Annotated in this window: 17 protein-coding genes; 11 read left to right on the top strand and 6 right to left on the bottom strand. The window is 43.5% G+C overall.

The features are described from left to right. Positions 1-400: 400 nt before the first annotated feature. A complete protein-coding gene (locus tag KI743_RS00570) occupies positions 401-646 on the top strand; it encodes a YciN family protein (protein WP_285464169.1) in 246 nt (81 codons plus the stop codon). Positions 647-764: 118 nt separating this feature from the next. Here the strand turns inward: KI743_RS00570 and aroA are convergent, their stop codons facing one another. Next, the gene (gene aroA, locus KI743_RS00565; protein WP_032549447.1) at positions 765-2045 is read right to left on the bottom strand and encodes a 3-phosphoshikimate 1-carboxyvinyltransferase; all 1281 of its coding nucleotides are present in this window, start codon (positions 2043-2045) and stop codon (positions 765-767) included. A 163-nt stretch (positions 2046-2208) separates the two neighbouring features. Continuing rightward, positions 2209-2664 carry a glycine zipper 2TM domain-containing protein gene (locus tag KI743_RS00560; RefSeq protein ID WP_150895171.1) on the bottom strand — a complete coding sequence of 152 codons (456 nt, stop codon included), beginning with the start codon at positions 2662-2664 and terminating at the stop codon, positions 2209-2211. Positions 2665-2714: 50 nt separating this feature from the next. On the opposite strand from KI743_RS00560, the gene aat reads away from it, so the two are divergent. From aat to infA, 3 genes are all read left to right on the top strand, one after another. Further along, complete coding sequence (aat, locus tag KI743_RS00555) at positions 2715-3428, top strand: leucyl/phenylalanyl-tRNA--protein transferase (RefSeq protein ID WP_285464166.1); 714 nt, start codon at positions 2715-2717, stop codon at positions 3426-3428. Then, entirely contained in the window at positions 3425-4123 is a 699-nt protein-coding gene (locus KI743_RS00550; RefSeq protein WP_285464164.1) for an arginyltransferase, read from the top strand. Before aat ends, KI743_RS00550 begins: the two co-directional genes overlap by 4 nt. Positions 4124-4205: 82 nt before the next feature. Continuing rightward, entirely contained in the window at positions 4206-4424 is a 219-nt protein-coding gene (gene infA / locus KI743_RS00545) for a translation initiation factor IF-1 (protein WP_001040192.1), read from the top strand. 188 nt (positions 4425-4612) lie between these two features. On the opposite strand, the gene clpA is transcribed toward infA, so the two are convergent. Together clpA and clpS are read right to left on the bottom strand one after the other, a co-directional pair. After that, positions 4613-6883 (bottom strand): ATP-dependent Clp protease ATP-binding subunit ClpA, encoded by a 2271-nt coding sequence (gene clpA, locus KI743_RS00540; RefSeq protein ID WP_032549454.1) that lies wholly within the window; start codon positions 6881-6883, stop codon positions 4613-4615. Positions 6884-6925: 42 nt separating this feature from the next. Further along, positions 6926-7246: an ATP-dependent Clp protease adapter ClpS gene (gene clpS / locus KI743_RS00535; protein ID WP_032549455.1), complete on the bottom strand. Its 321-nt coding sequence runs from the start codon at positions 7244-7246 to the stop codon at positions 6926-6928. A 545-nt stretch (positions 7247-7791) separates the two neighbouring features. On the opposite strand from clpS, the gene cspD reads away from it, so the two are divergent. Further along, positions 7792-8013, top strand: coding sequence for a cold shock domain-containing protein CspD (cspD, locus tag KI743_RS00530; protein WP_032549456.1), 222 nt, complete (start codon positions 7792-7794; stop codon positions 8011-8013). 124 nt (positions 8014-8137) lie between these two features. On the opposite strand, the gene KI743_RS00525 is transcribed toward cspD, so the two are convergent. Further along, entirely contained in the window at positions 8138-10363 is a 2226-nt protein-coding gene (locus tag KI743_RS00525) for an NADP-dependent isocitrate dehydrogenase (protein ID WP_285464162.1), read from the bottom strand. 317 nt (positions 10364-10680) lie between these two features. On the opposite strand from KI743_RS00525, the gene KI743_RS00520 reads away from it, so the two are divergent. After that, complete coding sequence (locus tag KI743_RS00520; protein WP_285464160.1) at positions 10681-11418, top strand: pseudouridine synthase; 738 nt, start codon at positions 10681-10683, stop codon at positions 11416-11418. A 163-nt stretch (positions 11419-11581) separates the two neighbouring features. On the opposite strand, the gene KI743_RS00515 is transcribed toward KI743_RS00520, so the two are convergent. Continuing rightward, entirely contained in the window at positions 11582-12586 is a 1005-nt protein-coding gene (locus KI743_RS00515) for a porin (protein WP_150871794.1), read from the bottom strand. Positions 12587-13100: 514 nt separating this feature from the next. Between KI743_RS00515 and dinG the strand changes: the two genes are divergently transcribed. The 5 genes from dinG (at position 13101) to KI743_RS00490 (ending at position 17942) form a co-directional block, all read left to right on the top strand. Beyond that, positions 13101-15176 carry an ATP-dependent DNA helicase DinG gene (dinG, locus tag KI743_RS00510; protein WP_150871792.1) on the top strand — a complete coding sequence of 692 codons (2076 nt, stop codon included), beginning with the start codon at positions 13101-13103 and terminating at the stop codon, positions 15174-15176. A 106-nt stretch (positions 15177-15282) separates the two neighbouring features. Beyond that, on the top strand, positions 15283-16062 hold the full coding sequence (locus tag KI743_RS00505; RefSeq protein WP_032549462.1) for a TSUP family transporter: 780 nt from the start codon (positions 15283-15285) through the stop codon (positions 16060-16062). 16 nt (positions 16063-16078) lie between these two features. Then, positions 16079-16627, top strand: a complete 549-nt coding sequence (locus KI743_RS00500; RefSeq protein WP_152468451.1) for a primosomal replication protein — start codon at positions 16079-16081, stop codon at positions 16625-16627. After that, the gene (gene rsmS / locus KI743_RS00495) at positions 16617-16787 is read left to right on the top strand and encodes a pleiotropic regulatory protein RsmS (protein ID WP_032549465.1); all 171 of its coding nucleotides are present in this window, start codon (positions 16617-16619) and stop codon (positions 16785-16787) included. Before KI743_RS00500 ends, rsmS begins: the two co-directional genes overlap by 11 nt. Positions 16788-16808: 21 nt before the next feature. Continuing rightward, positions 16809-17942: a cupin domain-containing protein gene (locus tag KI743_RS00490; protein ID WP_285464156.1), complete on the top strand. Its 1134-nt coding sequence runs from the start codon at positions 16809-16811 to the stop codon at positions 17940-17942. The last annotated feature ends 38 nt before the right edge of the window (positions 17943-17980 follow it).

Genomic DNA, 17980 nt, shown 5'->3' with positions numbered 1-17980 from the left:
AACAAATCAACTGTGGGCTTTTACGCATGATATTCTAAATTCATTGCTTCTTTTTTTACTATTGTGCGAGATTAAAAGAAGATCAACCGCTTTTTTCAAAATTGGATCTGATCGCTCGACAATTCAGCGACTCAGTTGAGAAAAGGGGCACAATAGGATTTGAGACTAAAGTACAATCAAACCGTACTTCAAAACGCCTGTTTTTCAAGCTTCTTATATAAACGGGGGTCATACTAATCTTGTCTATGTTTCAATGGCGAGCCCTGTTCAATTATTTTTGTCATAAATCACAAAATATCGAACATAAAATCGAAAACTCCTATTCGACTTGGGGTCAGGTCATTGAATTTCTACTCTGTCGCTCTAAACTCCATCTATCCATCGTTATTAGAGAATCTCAATGAGTAAACAAGCAATCACAGAGTTCGACCTTCTGCTTATCGCAAACCAAGTCATTCAATCTCACGCTGACTATATAGAGGGAATGCGCGCAGATAGCGTTACAGAGAAAGATGATGTATTAGTATTCAAAGGCGAATACTTCTTGGACAGCAATGGTCTACCGACCGAAAACACCACCGCAGTATTCAACATGTTCAAGTACCTAGCGCACCACCTGTCTAAAGAGTTCACGCTACAACAATAGCGCTCCAATAGAAAAATAGAGCTCTAACAAAAGTGGCTTCAATTAGATCGACATAGACAGAGCCACACTACCAAATAAAAAGCTTGCCCTTGAGCAAGCTTTTTTGATTTCCAATGTACTACTGGCTAAGCATTTTCAACTTGTCAAAGTAGTCTGGAAAAGTCTTCGACGTACACCCTGGATCGTTAATCGTCACAGGAGTATCGCTCAGCGCCACCAAAGAGAAACACATTGCCATTCGGTGATCGTCGTACGTATCGATTGCCGCATGTTTAAGCTCAGAAACAGGCTGAACAATGATGTAATCTTCACCCTCTTCCACTTCCGCACCCACTTTACGTAATTCTGTCGCCATCGCAGCAAGACGATCGGTCTCTTTTACGCGCCAGTTGTATACATTGCGAATCGCCGTTGTGCCTTCAGCAAACAGAGCTGTCGTTGCAATCGTCATCGCGGCATCAGGGATATGGTTGTAATCCATATCAATACCTTTTAACTGACCAACACGAGAGATAACGTAATCGTCGCCCCACTCAATCTCAGCACCCATTTTTTCGAGTGCGTCTGCAAACTGAATATCACCTTGGATACTGTTTTTACCAATACCCGTTACCTTGATCTCACCGCCTTTAATCGCAGCTGCTGCTAGGAAGTAAGATGCTGATGAGGCATCACCTTCTACAAGGAAATCTCCCGGCGCAACGTATTGCTGGCCAGTTGGGATAACGAACTCTTGATAGTCGTTGTTAATCACATCAACACCGAACTGTTTCATGATATGTAGAGTAATGTCGATGTAAGGTTTAGATACTAGCTCACCTTCGATCTTGATGGTGATTTCGCCCTCAGCTAAAGGTGCAGCCATTAGAAAAGCTGTTAGGAATTGGCTAGAGATCGAACCGTCAATTGATACGGTACCGCTCTTCAAGCCCGTGCCTTTGATTTTTAATGGCGGGTAGTTTTCATTTTCTAGATATTCAACGTCAGCGCCAGCTTCTCGTAGAGCCGTCACTAAGTGGCCAATCGGGCGCTCTTTCATGCGCGGCTCACCCGTCAATACGTATTCACCAGAACCTAAACATAGTGCTGCGGCAAGTGGACGCATCGCAGTACCAGCGTTACCAAGAAACAGTTCTAACGCTTCTTGGCTTGCGAATGCACCACCAAGACCTTCAACTTCACAAACCGTTTTGTCATCTGACAGTTGGTAGCTAACACCTAGCTTAGTTAAAGCATTCAGCATATGACGAATATCGTCACTGTCTAGAAGGTTAGTTAGGCGTGTTTTGCCACTCGAAAGTGCTGCAAGTAGCAACGCTCGGTTAGAAACACTTTTTGAGCCAGGTAGGTTAACTTCCCCACTCACTTTTTGTATTGGTTGTAACGTAAGGCTTTCCATTAAATCTATTTAATCCTTGTATCACCTGACTGACCGTATTCGATTTATTTTCAGGCGATGAATAATTCTTCGTAATTGCAGACTAACGAACTTTTCCGATGAACTCCAGAGCAAATCGACCAGAAAAACCTCAATCAGTCAACAAACGAAGTGTAATTTCAAACTAGTACACTAGATCAACGCGTACACCGTCTGAGAAGTACAGAATTCTTACGTCATCACCGCGAGAGAAAAGCATCGAGCTGTCGACATCTTGAATAATATTGATCAGCTTATTGTCGTCGGTTTTTACCAATAACTCGACAAGCTTGTACTCAACTCGATATTGAGTATTGGCTCTGTTTCTTGCGATACCTGCACCCGCCACAGCACCGACGGCTGTCGCCACTTCTTTACCGGTACCGCCACCAAACTGATTACCAATCAAACCACCAATAGCCGCGCCAAGTAGCGTTTCCCAACCATTGGCTTTTGACTCTACAATCTCCTGTTGAGTGATATAACGCACGGTATCAATCTCACCATACACAACCTCATTGACCGGTCGAGCTTGATTCCTGTTATAGGCTGCATTTGCTATAAGAGGCAAAAACAGTAAAATCCAAAGCAATTTCTTCATGACAACACTCCTAACGACCTTTGGTCTATGTAAATCTATAAGCGATAGCAATGACTATATACTTAACAGAGTTGGATACTACTAGTATAGAATTCCCTTCACCATTTGAAGCGCTTGATGATCCAAACGGATTACTGGCTTTTGGTGGCGATCTTTCTCCTGCGCGTATTCTCAATGCATATAGTCATGGCATTTTTCCATGGTACGGGCCTGGCGAACCTATCCTTTGGTGGAGCCCAGCTCCGCGAGCCGTATTTAATCCTAAGACATTTCAACCAGCTAAAAGTCTCAAAAAATTTCAGCGTAAACACAACTACCGTGTAAGCATCAACCTAGCGACCGACAGAGTGATTGGCCTTTGCTCATCATTACGCCCCGCTGAAGAGACATGGTTAAACCAAGATATGCAGCGCTCTTACATCGAACTAGCGAAAATGGGACATTGTCACTCCGTTGAAGTATGGAACGAAGACGAGTTGGTCGGAGGTTTGTATGGCATCCTTCGTGGTGAGCTTTTTTGTGGTGAGTCGATGTTTAGTACCCAGACCAACGCCTCGAAGATCGCCCTATGGTATTTTTGCCGTCATTTCTCACAATATGGCGGGCAACTGATTGATTGCCAAGTAATGAACCCTCATTTGGAGTCGCTCGGTGCAATGGAGATCGAAAGAGAGACTTTTCTAGAATCTCTGTCATTATTAAAAGAGCGTTCTATTGCAGCAGAGTGCTTTCAACCACAATGGCTCGAGGATTGTTCGGAATGAGTTCAGGCTTACATCAGATCAGAATCGGATTAACCGATAATCATAGTTGTAGCTACCTACCAGAGAGGCAAGAGCGTGTGGCTGTTACTCTCGACGAACACATGCACACACCTGATAACTATGAAGTTCTATTGGCCAACGGTTTCCGTCGCAGTGGCGCAACCATATACAAACCTCATTGCGATAATTGCTCTTCTTGTCACGCATTAAGGTTAGCCATCCCAGAGATACAGCTTTCAAAAAGCCAGAAGCGCCTTCTTAACAAAGCCAAGTCATTTAAATGGGTCATGAAACCACAAATGGATGAGATGTGGTTTGAACTGTATAGCCGTTATATTACGACTCGTCATCGCTCTGGAACTATGTATCCACCGAAGAAAGATGAATTTTTGCAGTTTTCTAAAAACGATTGGCTAAATACTCAATATTTACACATCTACCAAGATGAAAAATTGGTGGCGATTGCCGTTACTGATGTGATGAGTCAAAGCACCAGTGCGTTTTATACCTTTTTCGACCCTGACATCGATTTATCGCTAGGCACACTGGGAGTTTTGTTTCAAATTCAACATGCTCAACAACTCCAAAAACAGTGGCTGTATTTGGGTTATCAAATCGACGAATGCCCCGCTATGAACTATAAAGTGCGATTTCAACGTCATCAAAGGCTAGTAAATCAAGTGTGGCAAGGGTAGAATACGCCACAACTTTACATAATTTGATTTTGACGGCACAATCATCGCCGTTGAAAACCGCCAAATGTCGAAAGAGGATTAGATGGCTAAAGAAGACGTAATCGAGATGCAAGGCACTGTCCTTGATACTCTACCAAACACAATGTTCCGTGTTGAGCTTGAAAACGGTCACGTAGTGACAGCACACATCTCTGGTAAAATGCGTAAGAACTACATCCGTATTCTTACTGGTGACAAAGTAACTGTTGAGATGACTCCATACGACCTTTCTAAAGGCCGCATCGTCTTCCGTGCTCGTTAATGTCTCATTAGTGAATACGATAAGAAGCGGAGCCTAGTGCTCCGTTTTTTATTGCCTGACGCTGAGCACTTTCTCTATCTTTCTTCATTTCTTTCGTATCTCGCATCTCGCATCTCGCATCTTCAAAACATAAAAAAACGCACGACCGAAGCCGTACGTTTTAAATTGATGTTTATAAAAGAGAATGATTAGTGCATCACTTCTTCTTTCGCACCAACATAGCTAAATTGAAGCTCATCTTTCTTTAGCGTTACTTTCACAGTACCACCGTCAACTAAACTACCAAACAGCAGTTCGTTTGCCAGAGGCTTCTTAAGCTGCTCTTGAATCACACGCCCCATTGGACGAGCACCCATCGCTTTGTCGTAACCTTTCTCAGCTAACCAATGACGGGCATCTTCTGATACTTCCAGAGACACGCCACGAGCGTCTAGCTGAACTTGTAACTCAACAATGAACTTATCAACCACTTGGCTAATCACAGTCGGATCTAAGCTGTTAAACCAGATGATATTATCAAGACGGTTGCGGAACTCTGGAGTGAACACTTTCTTGATAGCACCCATCGCATCTGGCGCGTGATCCTGTTGGATCAAGCCGATCGATTTCTTCTCTGTTTCAGCCACACCCGCATTGGTTGTCATCACTAGGATCACGTTACGGAAATCCGCTTTACGTCCGTTGTTATCCGTTAGAGTACCGTTATCCATTACCTGCAGTAGTAGATTGAAGATATCAGGATGCGCTTTCTCGATCTCGTCTAGCAATACAACAGAGTGAGGGTTTTTTATAACCGCATCTGTTAATAGACCGCCTTGATCGTAACCAACATAACCAGGAGGCGCACCAATCAAACGGCTCACCGAGTGACGCTCACCGTATTCAGACATATCAAAACGCAGTAGCTCAATACCCATCAGTTTCGATAGTTGTACTGTCACTTCCGTTTTACCTACGCCTGTTGGGCCAGCGAACAGGAATGAACCTACTGGTTTGTTGTCTGCACCTAGACCAGCACGTGTAAGCTTAATCGCCTCACTCAATGCATCGATTGCCGTATCTTGGCCAAACACCAACATTTTCATACGGTCATCTAGGTTTTGCAGAATATCTTTGTCCGAAGAAGATACTGACTTCTCAGGGATACGAGCCATCTTAGCAACCATAGACTCAATATCAGCAACGCTCACCGTTTTCTTACGACGGCTTGCTGGAGCTAGGCGACTGCGAGCACCCGCTTCATCAATAACGTCAATCGCCTTATCAGGAAGGTGGCGTTCATTAATGTATTTAGCCGATAACTCTACTGCAGCACGCAGGGCTTTATTGGTGTAGCGAACCTCATGGTGCGCCTCGTACTTAGGCTTAAGACCAATAAGGATCTTGGTTGTGTCATCAAGTGATGGCTCAACAATATCAATTTTCTGGAATCGGCGAGACAACGCACGCTCTTTCTCAAAAATACTGCTGTACTCTTGATAAGTCGTTGAACCAATGCAACGTAACTTACCGCTACTCAGTAGAGGTTTAATTAAGTTTGCTGCATCTACTTGGCCGCCCGATGCTGCACCGGCACCGATAATGGTGTGGATCTCATCGATGAATAGGATTGCGTCTTCTTCTTTCTCTAGCTGTTTCAGAATCGCTTTAAAACGCTTCTCAAAGTCACCACGGTATTTAGTACCCGCAAGTAGAGAACCAATATCCAATGAGTAGATAACGCTGCTTTGAATCACTTCGGGCACCTGGCCTTCTACAATTCTCCACGCAAGACCTTCCGCAATCGCAGTTTTACCTACGCCTGCTTCACCAACGAGTAGAGGGTTATTTTTACGACGACGACATAGTACTTGGATTGTGCGTTCTAGCTCTTTATCACGACCAATCAGTGGATCGATGTTGCCTTTCTTCGCCACTTCGTTAAGGTTAGTCGCAAAATTTTCAAGTCTGTCTTCTGAACTCGCCTCTTCTGCGTTTTCAGCACCAAACGAGTCAGACGATGAAGCACTATCGCCTTCATTGCTTGCTTTGGTGATTCCGTGAGAAATAAAGTTAACAATATCTAAGCGACTGATATCGTTCTTCTTCAACAGGTAAGCTGCGTGAGACTCTTGCTCGCTAAAGATAGCAACCAGAACGTTGGCACCGGTTACTTCGCTGCGACCCGATGATTGAACATGGAAAACAGCACGTTGCAGTACGCGTTGGAAACTAAGTGTTGGTTGAGTTTCTCGCGTTTCGTCGCTTTCTGGGATAAGAGGAGTGGTTTGATCAATAAAAATATCGAGTTCGTTACGCAAGGCGTCAAGATCGGCTTGGCATGCCAATAACGCTTCCTTAGCCGCATCATTTTCTAATAATGCAAGTAGGAGGTGCTCGACAGTCATAAACTCATGTCGCTTTTCTCGCGCTCGAGCAAAAGCGCCGTTCAAGCTTGATTCTAATTCTTTATTCAGCATAAGTACCTCCTAAGGGAACAACAGTGTTGTCCGAACAAGTCTTTAAGCTTGCTCCATTGTACATAGTAGCGGATGCTCATTTTCCTTTGAATACATCGTCACTTGCGCTACTTTTGTTTCCGCTATCTCTGCGCTGTAAGTCCCACAGATAGCTTTACCTTCATAATGAACCTTGAGCATAATTTCCGTTGCTTTCTCGATATCTAGTGAGAAGAATCGCTCTAGGATCTCGATTACAAAGTCCATTGGCGTGTAATCATCGTTATTAAGTACGACGTTATACATTGCCGGTGGCTTAACTTTCGTTTTTTCTTTCTCCAGTAAATCAGAGCCTGGAGCCGCCCATTCAAAGTTTCTACTCATGTTAGCTTTGCTAAGGTTATTTTTGGAAATCGGACATGTGCGATACTTAAATCTACCACATTCACCGTTTAGGGTGTACTAAGAAACGGTGTTAGAAAACGAGACCAAAAATCAAACCCATACATTGAGCCTAATCCACCATTTACCTTGCTGCAAATAAAAGATGCCTATTGCGTCGATTAACATATGTGATTGATTAAAAAGGCAGCATAAACATACGCAAAACAAATATTTGCGCCCTTAAGTTACAAATAAGTTAATAAATAGTTCAGATTCTCAGGTGTGATTTGTTATTAAAAATGATCAATTTTCTACCAATTTGCTATTGACTGTGCTCAATCATTAGCTACATTGGAGCTAAAAGGTTTTTTTACATTAAAATTTAACAACACGGAATAATTACGCAAGGCAGCGATATTTCATGTCAGCAATGTAGAAGTTCAGAACAGTGACGATATTTTTCGTCGTTTCAGAATCGTATCAATGACACTTTTTAAAGTTGATATAAACAACATCAGTAACAAAATGCATGAGGGATGTATAGCATGGCTACAGGTACAGTAAAATGGTTTAACAATGCCAAAGGGTTTGGTTTCATTTGTCCAGAAGGTGAAGAAGGTGACATTTTTGCTCACTATTCAACGATACAGATGGAGGGTTACCGTACACTCAAGGCGGGGCAACAAGTCGATTACGAAGTTGAAAGCGGCCCGAAAGGCTCACACGCAAGCTCCGTAGTACCGGTAGAAACTAGCCAAACAAAGTAGTCGCTATTCATTTACTGCTCTTATCTAAAACGCCCTGTTTAAAACAGGGCGTTTTTATATGTGCAATAAAAAACGCCCCTAGCGGAGCGTTTTTAAACAAGATTTAGATTACTCTAAATAATAACTATGCATTAATCACTGCATTTAGTGTTGCGCTTGGACGCATTAGAGCTGAAGTCAGCGCATCATCAAATAGGTAGTAACCACCTAGTTCGCCTTTAACACCTTGTGCACCGTTTAGTTCACCAACGATCGCTTCTTCACTTTCAGACAGCTTAGCCGCTACGCTTGCAAACTCTTGTGCTAATTCAGCATCAGCCGTTTGTTCTGCTAGAGCTTTAGCCCAGTATGTCGCTAGGTAGTAGTGGCTACCACGGTTATCTAGCTCACCGACTTTACGAGATGGTGACTTGTTCATGTCTAGGAACTCACCTGTCGCTTTATCTAGTGCATCCGCCAAAACTTGAGCTTTAGCATTACCTGTTACTGTGCTTAGGTGCTCAAGTGAAGCCGCAAGTGCGAGGAATTCACCTAGAGAGTCCCAACGTAGGTGGTTCTCTTTTTCTACCTGTTGAACGTGCTTAGGAGCAGAACCGCCAGCACCAGTTTCAAACAGACCACCACCGTTCATTAGTGGAACGATAGACAGCATTTTCGCCGATGTACCAAGCTCTAGAATTGGGAATAAATCCGTTAGGTAATCACGTAGAACGTTACCCGTTACTGAGATTGTATCTAGACCTTCTTTGATACGAACTAGAGAGAACTTAGTCGCTTCAAGTGGAGAAAGAATCTTCAGTTCCAGACCATCTGTATCATGCTCAGGTAGGTAAGCATTTACTTTCTTAATCAGCTCTGCATCGTGTGCACGAGATTCGTCTAGCCAGAATACTGCTGGAGTCGCTGATGCACGAGCACGTGTTACTGCAAGCTTAACCCAATCTTGAATTGGTGCGTCTTTAACTTGACACATGCGGAAGATGTCGCCTTCTTCAACAGCTTGCTCAAGAAGTACTGCACCATTTGCATCAACAACTTGAACTGTACCAGCAGCATCTAGGATGAACGTCTTATCATGAGAACCGTACTCTTCTGCTTTTTGAGCCATTAGGCCAACGTTTGGCACGCTACCCATTGTTGTTGGATCAAATGCACCATTCTCTTTACAGAAATCGATAACAGCTTGGTAGATGCTTGCGTAGCTACGATCTGGGATCATCGCTTTAGTATCTTTCTGCTTACCATCTGGCCCCCACATTTGACCAGAAGAACGTAGCATCGCTGGCATTGACGCATCAACAATGATGTCACTTGGTACGTGTAGGTTTGTGATACCACGATCTGAATCAACCATAGCTAGAGGTGGTTGAGTCTCGTATACCGCTTGTAGGTCAGCTTCGATAGCTTCTTTCTGCTCATGTGGCAGTGATGCGATCTTAGCGTATACGTCACCAATACCGTTGTTCACGTCAACGCCCAACTCTTCAAATAGTTGCCCGTATTTCGCGAATACATCTTTGTAGTAAACCTTAACCGCATGGCCAAAGATCACTGGATCAGAAACCTTCATCATTGTTGCTTTCATGTGCAGAGAAAGCAGTACACCCTGCTCTTTTGCTGAAGCAATCTCTTTTTCAAAGAACGCAACAAGCGCAGCCTTGTTCATCACTGAAGTATCGATGATCTCTTTGTCTTGCAAAGCAAAAGCTGGCTTCAATGTCTTCTTAGCGCCATCTTGACCAACAAACTCGATGCTTACTTCTGTTGCGCCGTCGATAGTGGTCGATTTTTCGCTACCGAAGAAGTCTTTGCCGTCCATACTCGCGACATGAGACTTAGAGTCTGCAGCCCATGCACCCATTGAGTGTGGGTTTTTCTTCGCGTAATTTTTTACAGAAAGCGGTGCACGACGGTCAGAGTTACCTTCACGTAATACAGGGTTTACAGCACTACCTTTAATCTTATCGTAAGTTGCTTTGATCGCTTTCTCTTCGTCTGTGCTTGCTTCTTCTGGGTAGTTAGGAAGTGCGTAGCCTTTTGCTTGAAGCTCTTTGATAGTTGCTTGAAGTTGTGGGATAGACGCAGAAATGTTTGGAAGCTTAATGATGTTTGCTTCCGGTGTTTTTGCCAACTCGCCAAGTTCAGCAAGTGCATCACCAATACGTTGCTCTTCAGTTAAGTAGTCAGGGAAGTTAGCAATAATACGCCCTGCAAGTGAGATATCACGAGTATCAACGTTGATACCAGAAGAAGCAGTGAATGACTGAATGATAGGCAGTAGAGAGTATGTCGCTAGTGCTGGTGCTTCGTCTGTAATGGTATAGATGATGGTTGGTTTTTCAGTAGGCATGAAATTTCCCTATAGTTCTGACAAGCTCACTCATTGTGAGAATGTTTAAATTGACCAGTAGACAGTGCTTGAGAGCAACGAAGGTCTACTCGATAGTCGTACTCTATCTTATTTTTCATACCGTTTTATGACGGCATGAACCAAATCCGTGAGTGCGTTGTTATAATAAAACACGTTGGTATAATTAAACAAATTGGGCTTTATAGTCCATTAACTTGTTCTATTTTGTGTCTTTTAGGCGCGCAAATGATAGCTCAATTCCGTTTCAGTGAAAACTTTTCAGCACACTTCGTTTACATTTTTGCAAGGTAGTTAACATGTCTACTCGCTCTCGTAGCACTTCGCGCTCTACTGGCTCCTCTCGAAAAGGCGGTCAATTTAAACAAGGCAGCAAAACCACATCGCGTTCGAATAACAAAGGGAATGAGCGCCGCTCTTCCGCTACAAGCAAGAGTAATTCATCTAGTAAGCAGCGCTATAAACGTAAACCAAACACGGATAAACCAAAAGTCGCTCTTGAAGACCGAAAAGTGATTCTATTCAATAAACCATTCGATACGCTGAGTCAGTTTACGGATGGTGAAGGTCGTAAAACCTTAGCAGACTTCATACCTGTAAAAGATGTGTATGCAGCAGGTCGTTTGGATCGCGATAGCGAAGGATTGATGGTGCTAACTAATGATGGTATCTACCAAGCTAAACTAACTCAGCCCAACTCAAAGTCACCAAAGACCTATTGGGTACAAGTCGAAGGCGCCCCAACAGAGAACGATTTAGATAAATTGAGAAAGGGTGTAGAACTCAAAGATGGTATGACGTTACCGGCCAAAGTTGAAATTATGCCCGAACCGAGCGTTTGGGAGCGTAATCCGCCAGTGCGATTTCGCGCAGCGATTCCGACTACATGGCTTGCCATTACGATCATCGAAGGTCGAAATCGTCAGGTACGTCGCATGACGGCTAACATCGGCTTCCCGACTCTTCGCCTGATTCGTTACTCGATGGGTGGAATGACCTTAGGTGATTTACAACCTGGAGAGTGGAAAGAGGCTTAAAGCAACAACCTTCTGGTTTAACCCTTAAGCAAACTCAAAAAAACAGCCGCACATTGCGGCTATTTTTATATAAATTTACAACTATTCACTACGCACAGACGTAAAAAAGCCAGTCATAAGACTGGCTTTTATCATTTTCTAAGTATTGCTAATTAAGCAATGATTAGAAGCTGTAGAATGCTGCAGCGAATACGTAAGTTTCTTCGTCACGTGTATCTGCATCAAGCTCTTGCAGGATATCGATACCCATGTCTACGCGGTCGTTAAGCGTGTACATAGCTGCGATGTTAACTGTAGAAGTTTCTTTGTCAGCTTCGCCGTCTTCAGTAGTAGAGTTAGCGTTGTAACCAGCAGCTAGAGTTAGTTGCTCTGTCACTGGGTATCCAGCAGAGATGTAGTAGCCTACAGTCTCAAGGTTAGTAGTGTTTGAGTTAACTAGGTCGCTCTTGTCACCTTCGTTGATCCAGAAGTTAACACCTAGGTCTAGCTCACCAACTTTTGAGTTACCAGATAGAGAGTAAACTTGGTAATCAGCTTCGTCACGAGTCTCGTAACCACCGTAAACGTTGAAGATTTCGCTTTCGTAACCTACGTAACCGTTCACACCTTTATCAGCAGCATCGTGGTCTTCGTCAGTTTCGAAGTAAGAGATGCCGTAAGCGATACCTGAAGTAGCACCTTGGAATTTAACTACGTTCCATGCGTCAGAAGCGTCGCCTGCAGAAGAACCGAATTCGTAAGTGTTGTCGCCAGCACCGTCAACTTTGTCTAGAGCAGTGTCGTTTTCCCAACCAAAAGAAAGAACACCGTAATCAGTCTCGTAACCCAACCACGCTTTATCTACGTCAGTGTTGAATTCGTTTTTAACGTCAAAGCCGTTGTCTTTGTCGTCAGTAGTCCAGTTGAATTCGAAATCAGTTTCGAAGTAACCAACTAGGCGGTTGTTTTGGTAGCTAACTGCTAGAGTAAGAGCTGTTGCCCAGTCGTCGTACATAGCGTTAGTCATTGTGTCGTAGTAACCACCCACACCGATCGCACCAGAAACAGAGAACTGTTCTTTGTGCATTGGGTCAAATTCGAATGTTGGTTTTGCGTTTTCTAGACCTACGTTCGCGAATGCAGATGTTGAAGCTGCTGCGATAGTTAGAGCTAATAGAGTCTTTTTCATAATAAATCCACTGCCTTTTCTAAGAATGGGAGATCCTTGCCCGGTTCCCTTTTTATTTTTTGTGATGGTCATTACCACTCTTTGTTGGTTAATCACCGTCACTAAATTTCGAGGTCTAGATTGCAAAAGATTATCCTGCGTGTCAAATAAACTAAAAACAAACCTAAAAAAAACACAAATCAAATAAATTCAATCACTTACAATTTTTTTCATCATTTTACGAGACACTTCTCGGCCAGTTTAAGCAAAAATATAATAGACCTAAAAACAATCAATACAGTTAAAAAAACCAACAATGGTACACAATAAGAACAAAATGCAGAACTAAACACTTAAAGTGGTATTTTTTTTGATATTTATATTTCGCACAATAAATAAAATCGCTAACTTCATGAAGGTTCAGTTTTTTTTTGTGAACAAGATCTACCTTTGATTCAAAAGCAACCTATTTCGTCGAAAATGAACAGACTAGTGAAATGTGCTACTATCGCGGCTTCGTTACTTGGGTCACAGTATGCTAACCACTAAAATACAAAACTCTATTCGCACCAGTTATCAAAACCTCCAATCACAGTTGGAAAACTTTGTACCTAGACGTGCACAAAACTACCTTGTTGCTGAAATAGCAAAGACACTTTGTGGCCAATACCATAAAAGTAATCGCATGATTGTGGCTGAAGCGGGCACCGGAATCGGAAAATCCCTCTCTTATTTAATGGCAACCATACCTGTGGCTGTTTTAAACAATCGAAAAATTGTGATCTCTACTGCTACCGTTGCTCTACAAGAACAACTGGTCAATAAAGACCTCCCTCTATATAGACGACTTACTGATAGAGAGTTTTCCTTTATATTGGCTAAAGGACGACAAAGGTATTGCTGTGCCGAAAAACTGGCTGTGGCATGTGGTGCTGACGGCGGTCAGATGGCGATGTTTGAATCAAAGCCAAAGAAAAAAGACATTGAGCAGCTGGAAACCATGTATCGAAGCCTCGCTCAGGGTAAATGGGATGGAGACCGCGACTCATGGCCTAAGCCGATTGACGATATGATCTGGCAGATGATCGTGAGTGACAAACACAGTTGTAACAACAGTATGCCCGCGCACCGAGATTGTCCGTTCCAAAAAGCACGCTCTGAACTCGACAAAGCAGATGTCATTATCGCTAACCACAGCTTAGTGATGGCAGACGCAGACCTAGGTGGTGGCGTCATTCTACCTGAGCCAGAAAACAGCATTTATGTGTTCGACGAAGCGCATCATCTACCGCATGTTGCACGAGACCACTCTTCCGCAGCTGCAAGCTTAAAAGGTGCAGCTTCATGGTTAGAGCGCTTAAATCAATCAATCAGCAAGCTTTCAGGCCTAGCGGAAGAGAAACGAGTCTATCGGTTCAGAAATGAGCTGCAAGACTCTGTTCAACAACTTATTCCAACTCTTTCTCAACTGAGTAAGCGCTTCGATGCTACCCAATTTGAAGACGGCTTATATCGCTTTGAACACGGTGACCTTCCAGAATGGCTTGAAAGTGAATCAAAAGATCTCAAGCAATTGAGTCAGAAAGCCAGCCAAGCCGTGGCAAAGATTGCCGACCTTATCGCAGAAAGAGTAAAAGATGGCGAGCTCTCAGCCAAACTTGCAGAACCCGCGCTAGCAGAGATTGGTTTCTATATACAGAGAACTGAAAACCTCGCACAAGTGTGGCGCTTAATGGCAGAGCCGAAACGTGATAAAGGTGCGCCATTGGCGCGTTGGTTAGAGCTTAATAAAGAAAATGAAGGTGATTTCATTGTTAACGTTTCGCCTTTAGAGGTCGGTTGGCAGCTCGACCAACAGATCTGGAGCCGCTGTGTCGGTGCAGTATTAGTTTCAGCTACCATGCGAGCACTGAACTCTTTCAGTTTTTTCTGTCACCAAGCAGGTATCAGTCAAAAGCCTGAGGATGGAGTGCAATTTCTAGCGTTAGCCTCGCCGTTTGATTATCAAAATCAAGCGGAGCTAGTCGTACCGGCAATGAAGTACGAGCCTCAGGCTCCGCAGTTTACAGAATATCTTATCGAGATTTTGCCTAAAGTAATTGAAGACAACAAAGCTAACCTCGTTTTATTCTCTTCGTACTGGCAAATGAATCAGGTCGCTGAAGGTTTATCTACAGATTTCGTTAAAAAGGGCTGGGCATTACAAGTACAAGGTGATACTTCCCGCTCAGAAATTCTAAAAAAACATAAATCATTGGTAGATAAAGGAAAAACCAGTGTGCTTTTCGGTACAGGTAGTTTTTCTGAGGGCCTTGATTTGCCCGGAGAACTGTTAGAAAACCTAATCATCACCAAAATTCCATTTGGTGTTCCAACCTCACCGGTAGAGCAAGCTCACTCAGAATACATTGAGTCCAAAGGCGGGAATCCTTTTATGCAAATTACCGTACCTGAGGCGAGTAAAAAACTGATCCAATCTGTCGGCCGACTACTGCGTAAAGAACGAGATTCTGGTAAAGTCACGATCCTTGATCGACGCATAGTCACAAAGCGCTATGGCAAGTCCTTATTAGACTCCCTACCGCCTTTTAAACGTACGATAAAATACTAACGAGTAGGGTTGTTGCGCGCTCCTGCTAAATTTTGCTTTAGTTTGCTTCCAGCAAATTGAAAAGCAACGCTGCTGATACAGCATATAACGAGAATAATAGCTATCTATGGAAATGATTGAACCAACCATGTTGGTCATACTTGCACTGGTTGCCTTTGCTGCCGGTTTTATCGATGCCGTTGCTGGCGGCGGCGGTATGCTCACTGTGCCTGCTCTGCTGTCTTTGGGTTTACCACCGCACATTGCTCTAGGTACCAATAAGCTCGCTGCAACCTTTGCATCATCAACAGCGGCTTTTACTTACTACAAGAAGAAACTGTTCAAGCCTCAATGTTGGATTAACGCATTTATTGCAACTTTAATTGGCGCAACTGTAGGTACATTAGTTGTCGACGCCATCAGTACCCAGTGGTTAGAAAAAGTCTTGCCGCTAGTAATATTAGCAGCCGCGATTTACACGATTTTCCACAAAACGCCGAATGCCAATCAGAATGTATCTCCTAAGCCCTGCCCTGTTCTCAAGAAGAAACAGATTGCTCAAGGTTTTACTCTAGGTTTCTATGATGGTGTAGCCGGCCCAGGAACAGGCGCATTTTGGACAGTGAGCTCAATGGCGCTATATCGCTTGAACATTTTGCTCGCGTCTGGTTTATCGAAAGCGATGAATTTCACCAGTAACTTCACCTCCCTGGTTACTTTTGCAATTCTAGGTCATATCGATTGGGTTCTCGGATTGACGATGGGCGTTTGTTTGATGGTTGGCGCGTTTGTTGGTGCTCACTCTGCTATACGCTTTGGCGCCAAGTTTATTCGCCCGGTATTTGTTACCGTGGTAAGTGTGCTCGCTATCAAACTGGCTTATGAAGCTTGGTTTGTAAACCTGTAAAAAGTTTAGATGTAGAATGTCTCACTTTAAGCAACTCGGTAAAATTCTCGACACGTTAATCGGGCATTGTAAACAAGTAGATAGCGCTCGTGGCACATACCATCAACCGCTATTCGATAGTACCCTCTTTAAATCTAGAGCCAAGGTACTGATGCCTTACGCGTTAGAAACACAATCCAACTATCAACGGATTCTCTCAGAGCAAGCCAAAAACCAATTAACGGCAGCAAGAGCGGCTCACCTAACTGAAAAGTTAACTAACCAAGTTGCCGCTCTCCAAAGGGAACTCGCAAACTACGACCTACGTGACGATCGTAACCTGCATAAACCACATTCCACCAATCAACTCTATAATGACCTTGCTCAACACCAAGATTGGCAGCGACGTTTAACCGCTCTTGTTCAGCAAAAAAAGGCTGTACTTGATACCTGCCCTGCCTATCAAAAAGAGCAGGCAGAAAAAGCCTGGCAGCTAGCAAGTGAACGGCTAGAGCGTTGCGAAGAGTCAATGAAGAAAATACACAGGCAAATAGATTTAGAGGTTCCAAATAGAGATGAGCACTGAACAAGCCCCATCACCACTTGATAGCGCACCAGATGAGATCAAACTAGCTGTTGATCTTATCTACCTTTTTGAAAGCAACGAGATCGACCCTAAGGTTGCTTTAGAGGCGATCAAGATCGTCGAAAAAGACCTTCAAGCTAAATTAGAACCTAGCACTTAGAACGAATATTACAGGATACACATGTACCAACTTAACTTCTCTATGGCCGAGTTTGTTGAACAATACTGGCATAAACAACCAACCATCATCAAAGGCGGTTTCAAAGATTTCGTTGACCCAATCAGCCCAGAAGAGCTGGCAGGGTTATCAATGGAAGAAGAAGTCGACTCACGCTTTGTCTCTAACCAAGATAATAGGTGGTCAGCGGAACACGGTCCATTTAGCGAAGATAAGTTTGGTCAGCTCCCACAAAGCCACTGGCAGCTTATCGTTCAAGCAGCAAACCATTGGCATCAAGGTGCGGCTCAACTGGCGGAGTCATTTAAACAGCTGCCAAACTGGTTGTTTGACGATCTAATGATCTGCTACTCGGCTGAGCATGGTGGCGTTGGTCCTCACATTGATCAATATGATGTTTTTATCGTTCAAGGTCACGGTAAGCGTCAGTGGAAAGTGGGCGCTAAAGATGAAGGACAATATAAAGAGAGCATTCAAGCATCTTCACTTCGCCAAATTGAAGGCTTTGATCCTATCATCGAACAAGTATTAGAGCCGGGTGACATTCTCTACATCCCACCGGGCTTCCCTCACGAAGGTACCACTTTGGAGCCTTCAATGAGTTACTCAATTGGTTACCGCTCACCTAAAGAGCAAGAGCTGATCAGTAATTTTGCTGACTTCGTGCTTGCGCATGACATGGGTGATACCCACTTACATGATCCTGAGTTCAAAACACAAAGCAACTTCGGTCAGATACGCCAATCAGACCTTGCAAGCCTGACAAAAATGCTACATTCAGCACTAGAGCAACCGAATACAGTAAGTGACTTTATGGGATGCCTACTGAGCCAGTCACGCCACCAGCTTGATATAGTTGCTCCAGAGCCATTGTGGAATGCCGAAGAGGTTTCTAATCATTTAGCAGCACAAGGCGAGATATACAAAGTTTCAGGACTTAAAGCGCTTTACCATGAAACAGAGACTAATGTGGCTTATATTAATGGTGAAGTGATTAAAGTTGAAGAAGGTGACAGTGCACTATTAACGTCATTGTGTAATGAATCCATCATCTCTCCAGAACAAACATTCAGCCCTTCTGCTATTGCTCTTATTACGGACCTAGTAAATAAAGGCTATTGGTTTATCGAAGAGTAATTTGAAGAACTCATAACAAAAGAAAAGGGACACGCAAA

Origin of the sequence: Vibrio sp. D420a (genome assembly GCF_030248625.1) — a bacterium.
Classification (GTDB): domain Bacteria; phylum Pseudomonadota; class Gammaproteobacteria; order Enterobacterales; family Vibrionaceae; genus Vibrio; species Vibrio fortis_A.
This window is presented reverse-complemented; position numbering and strand designations above follow the sequence as displayed.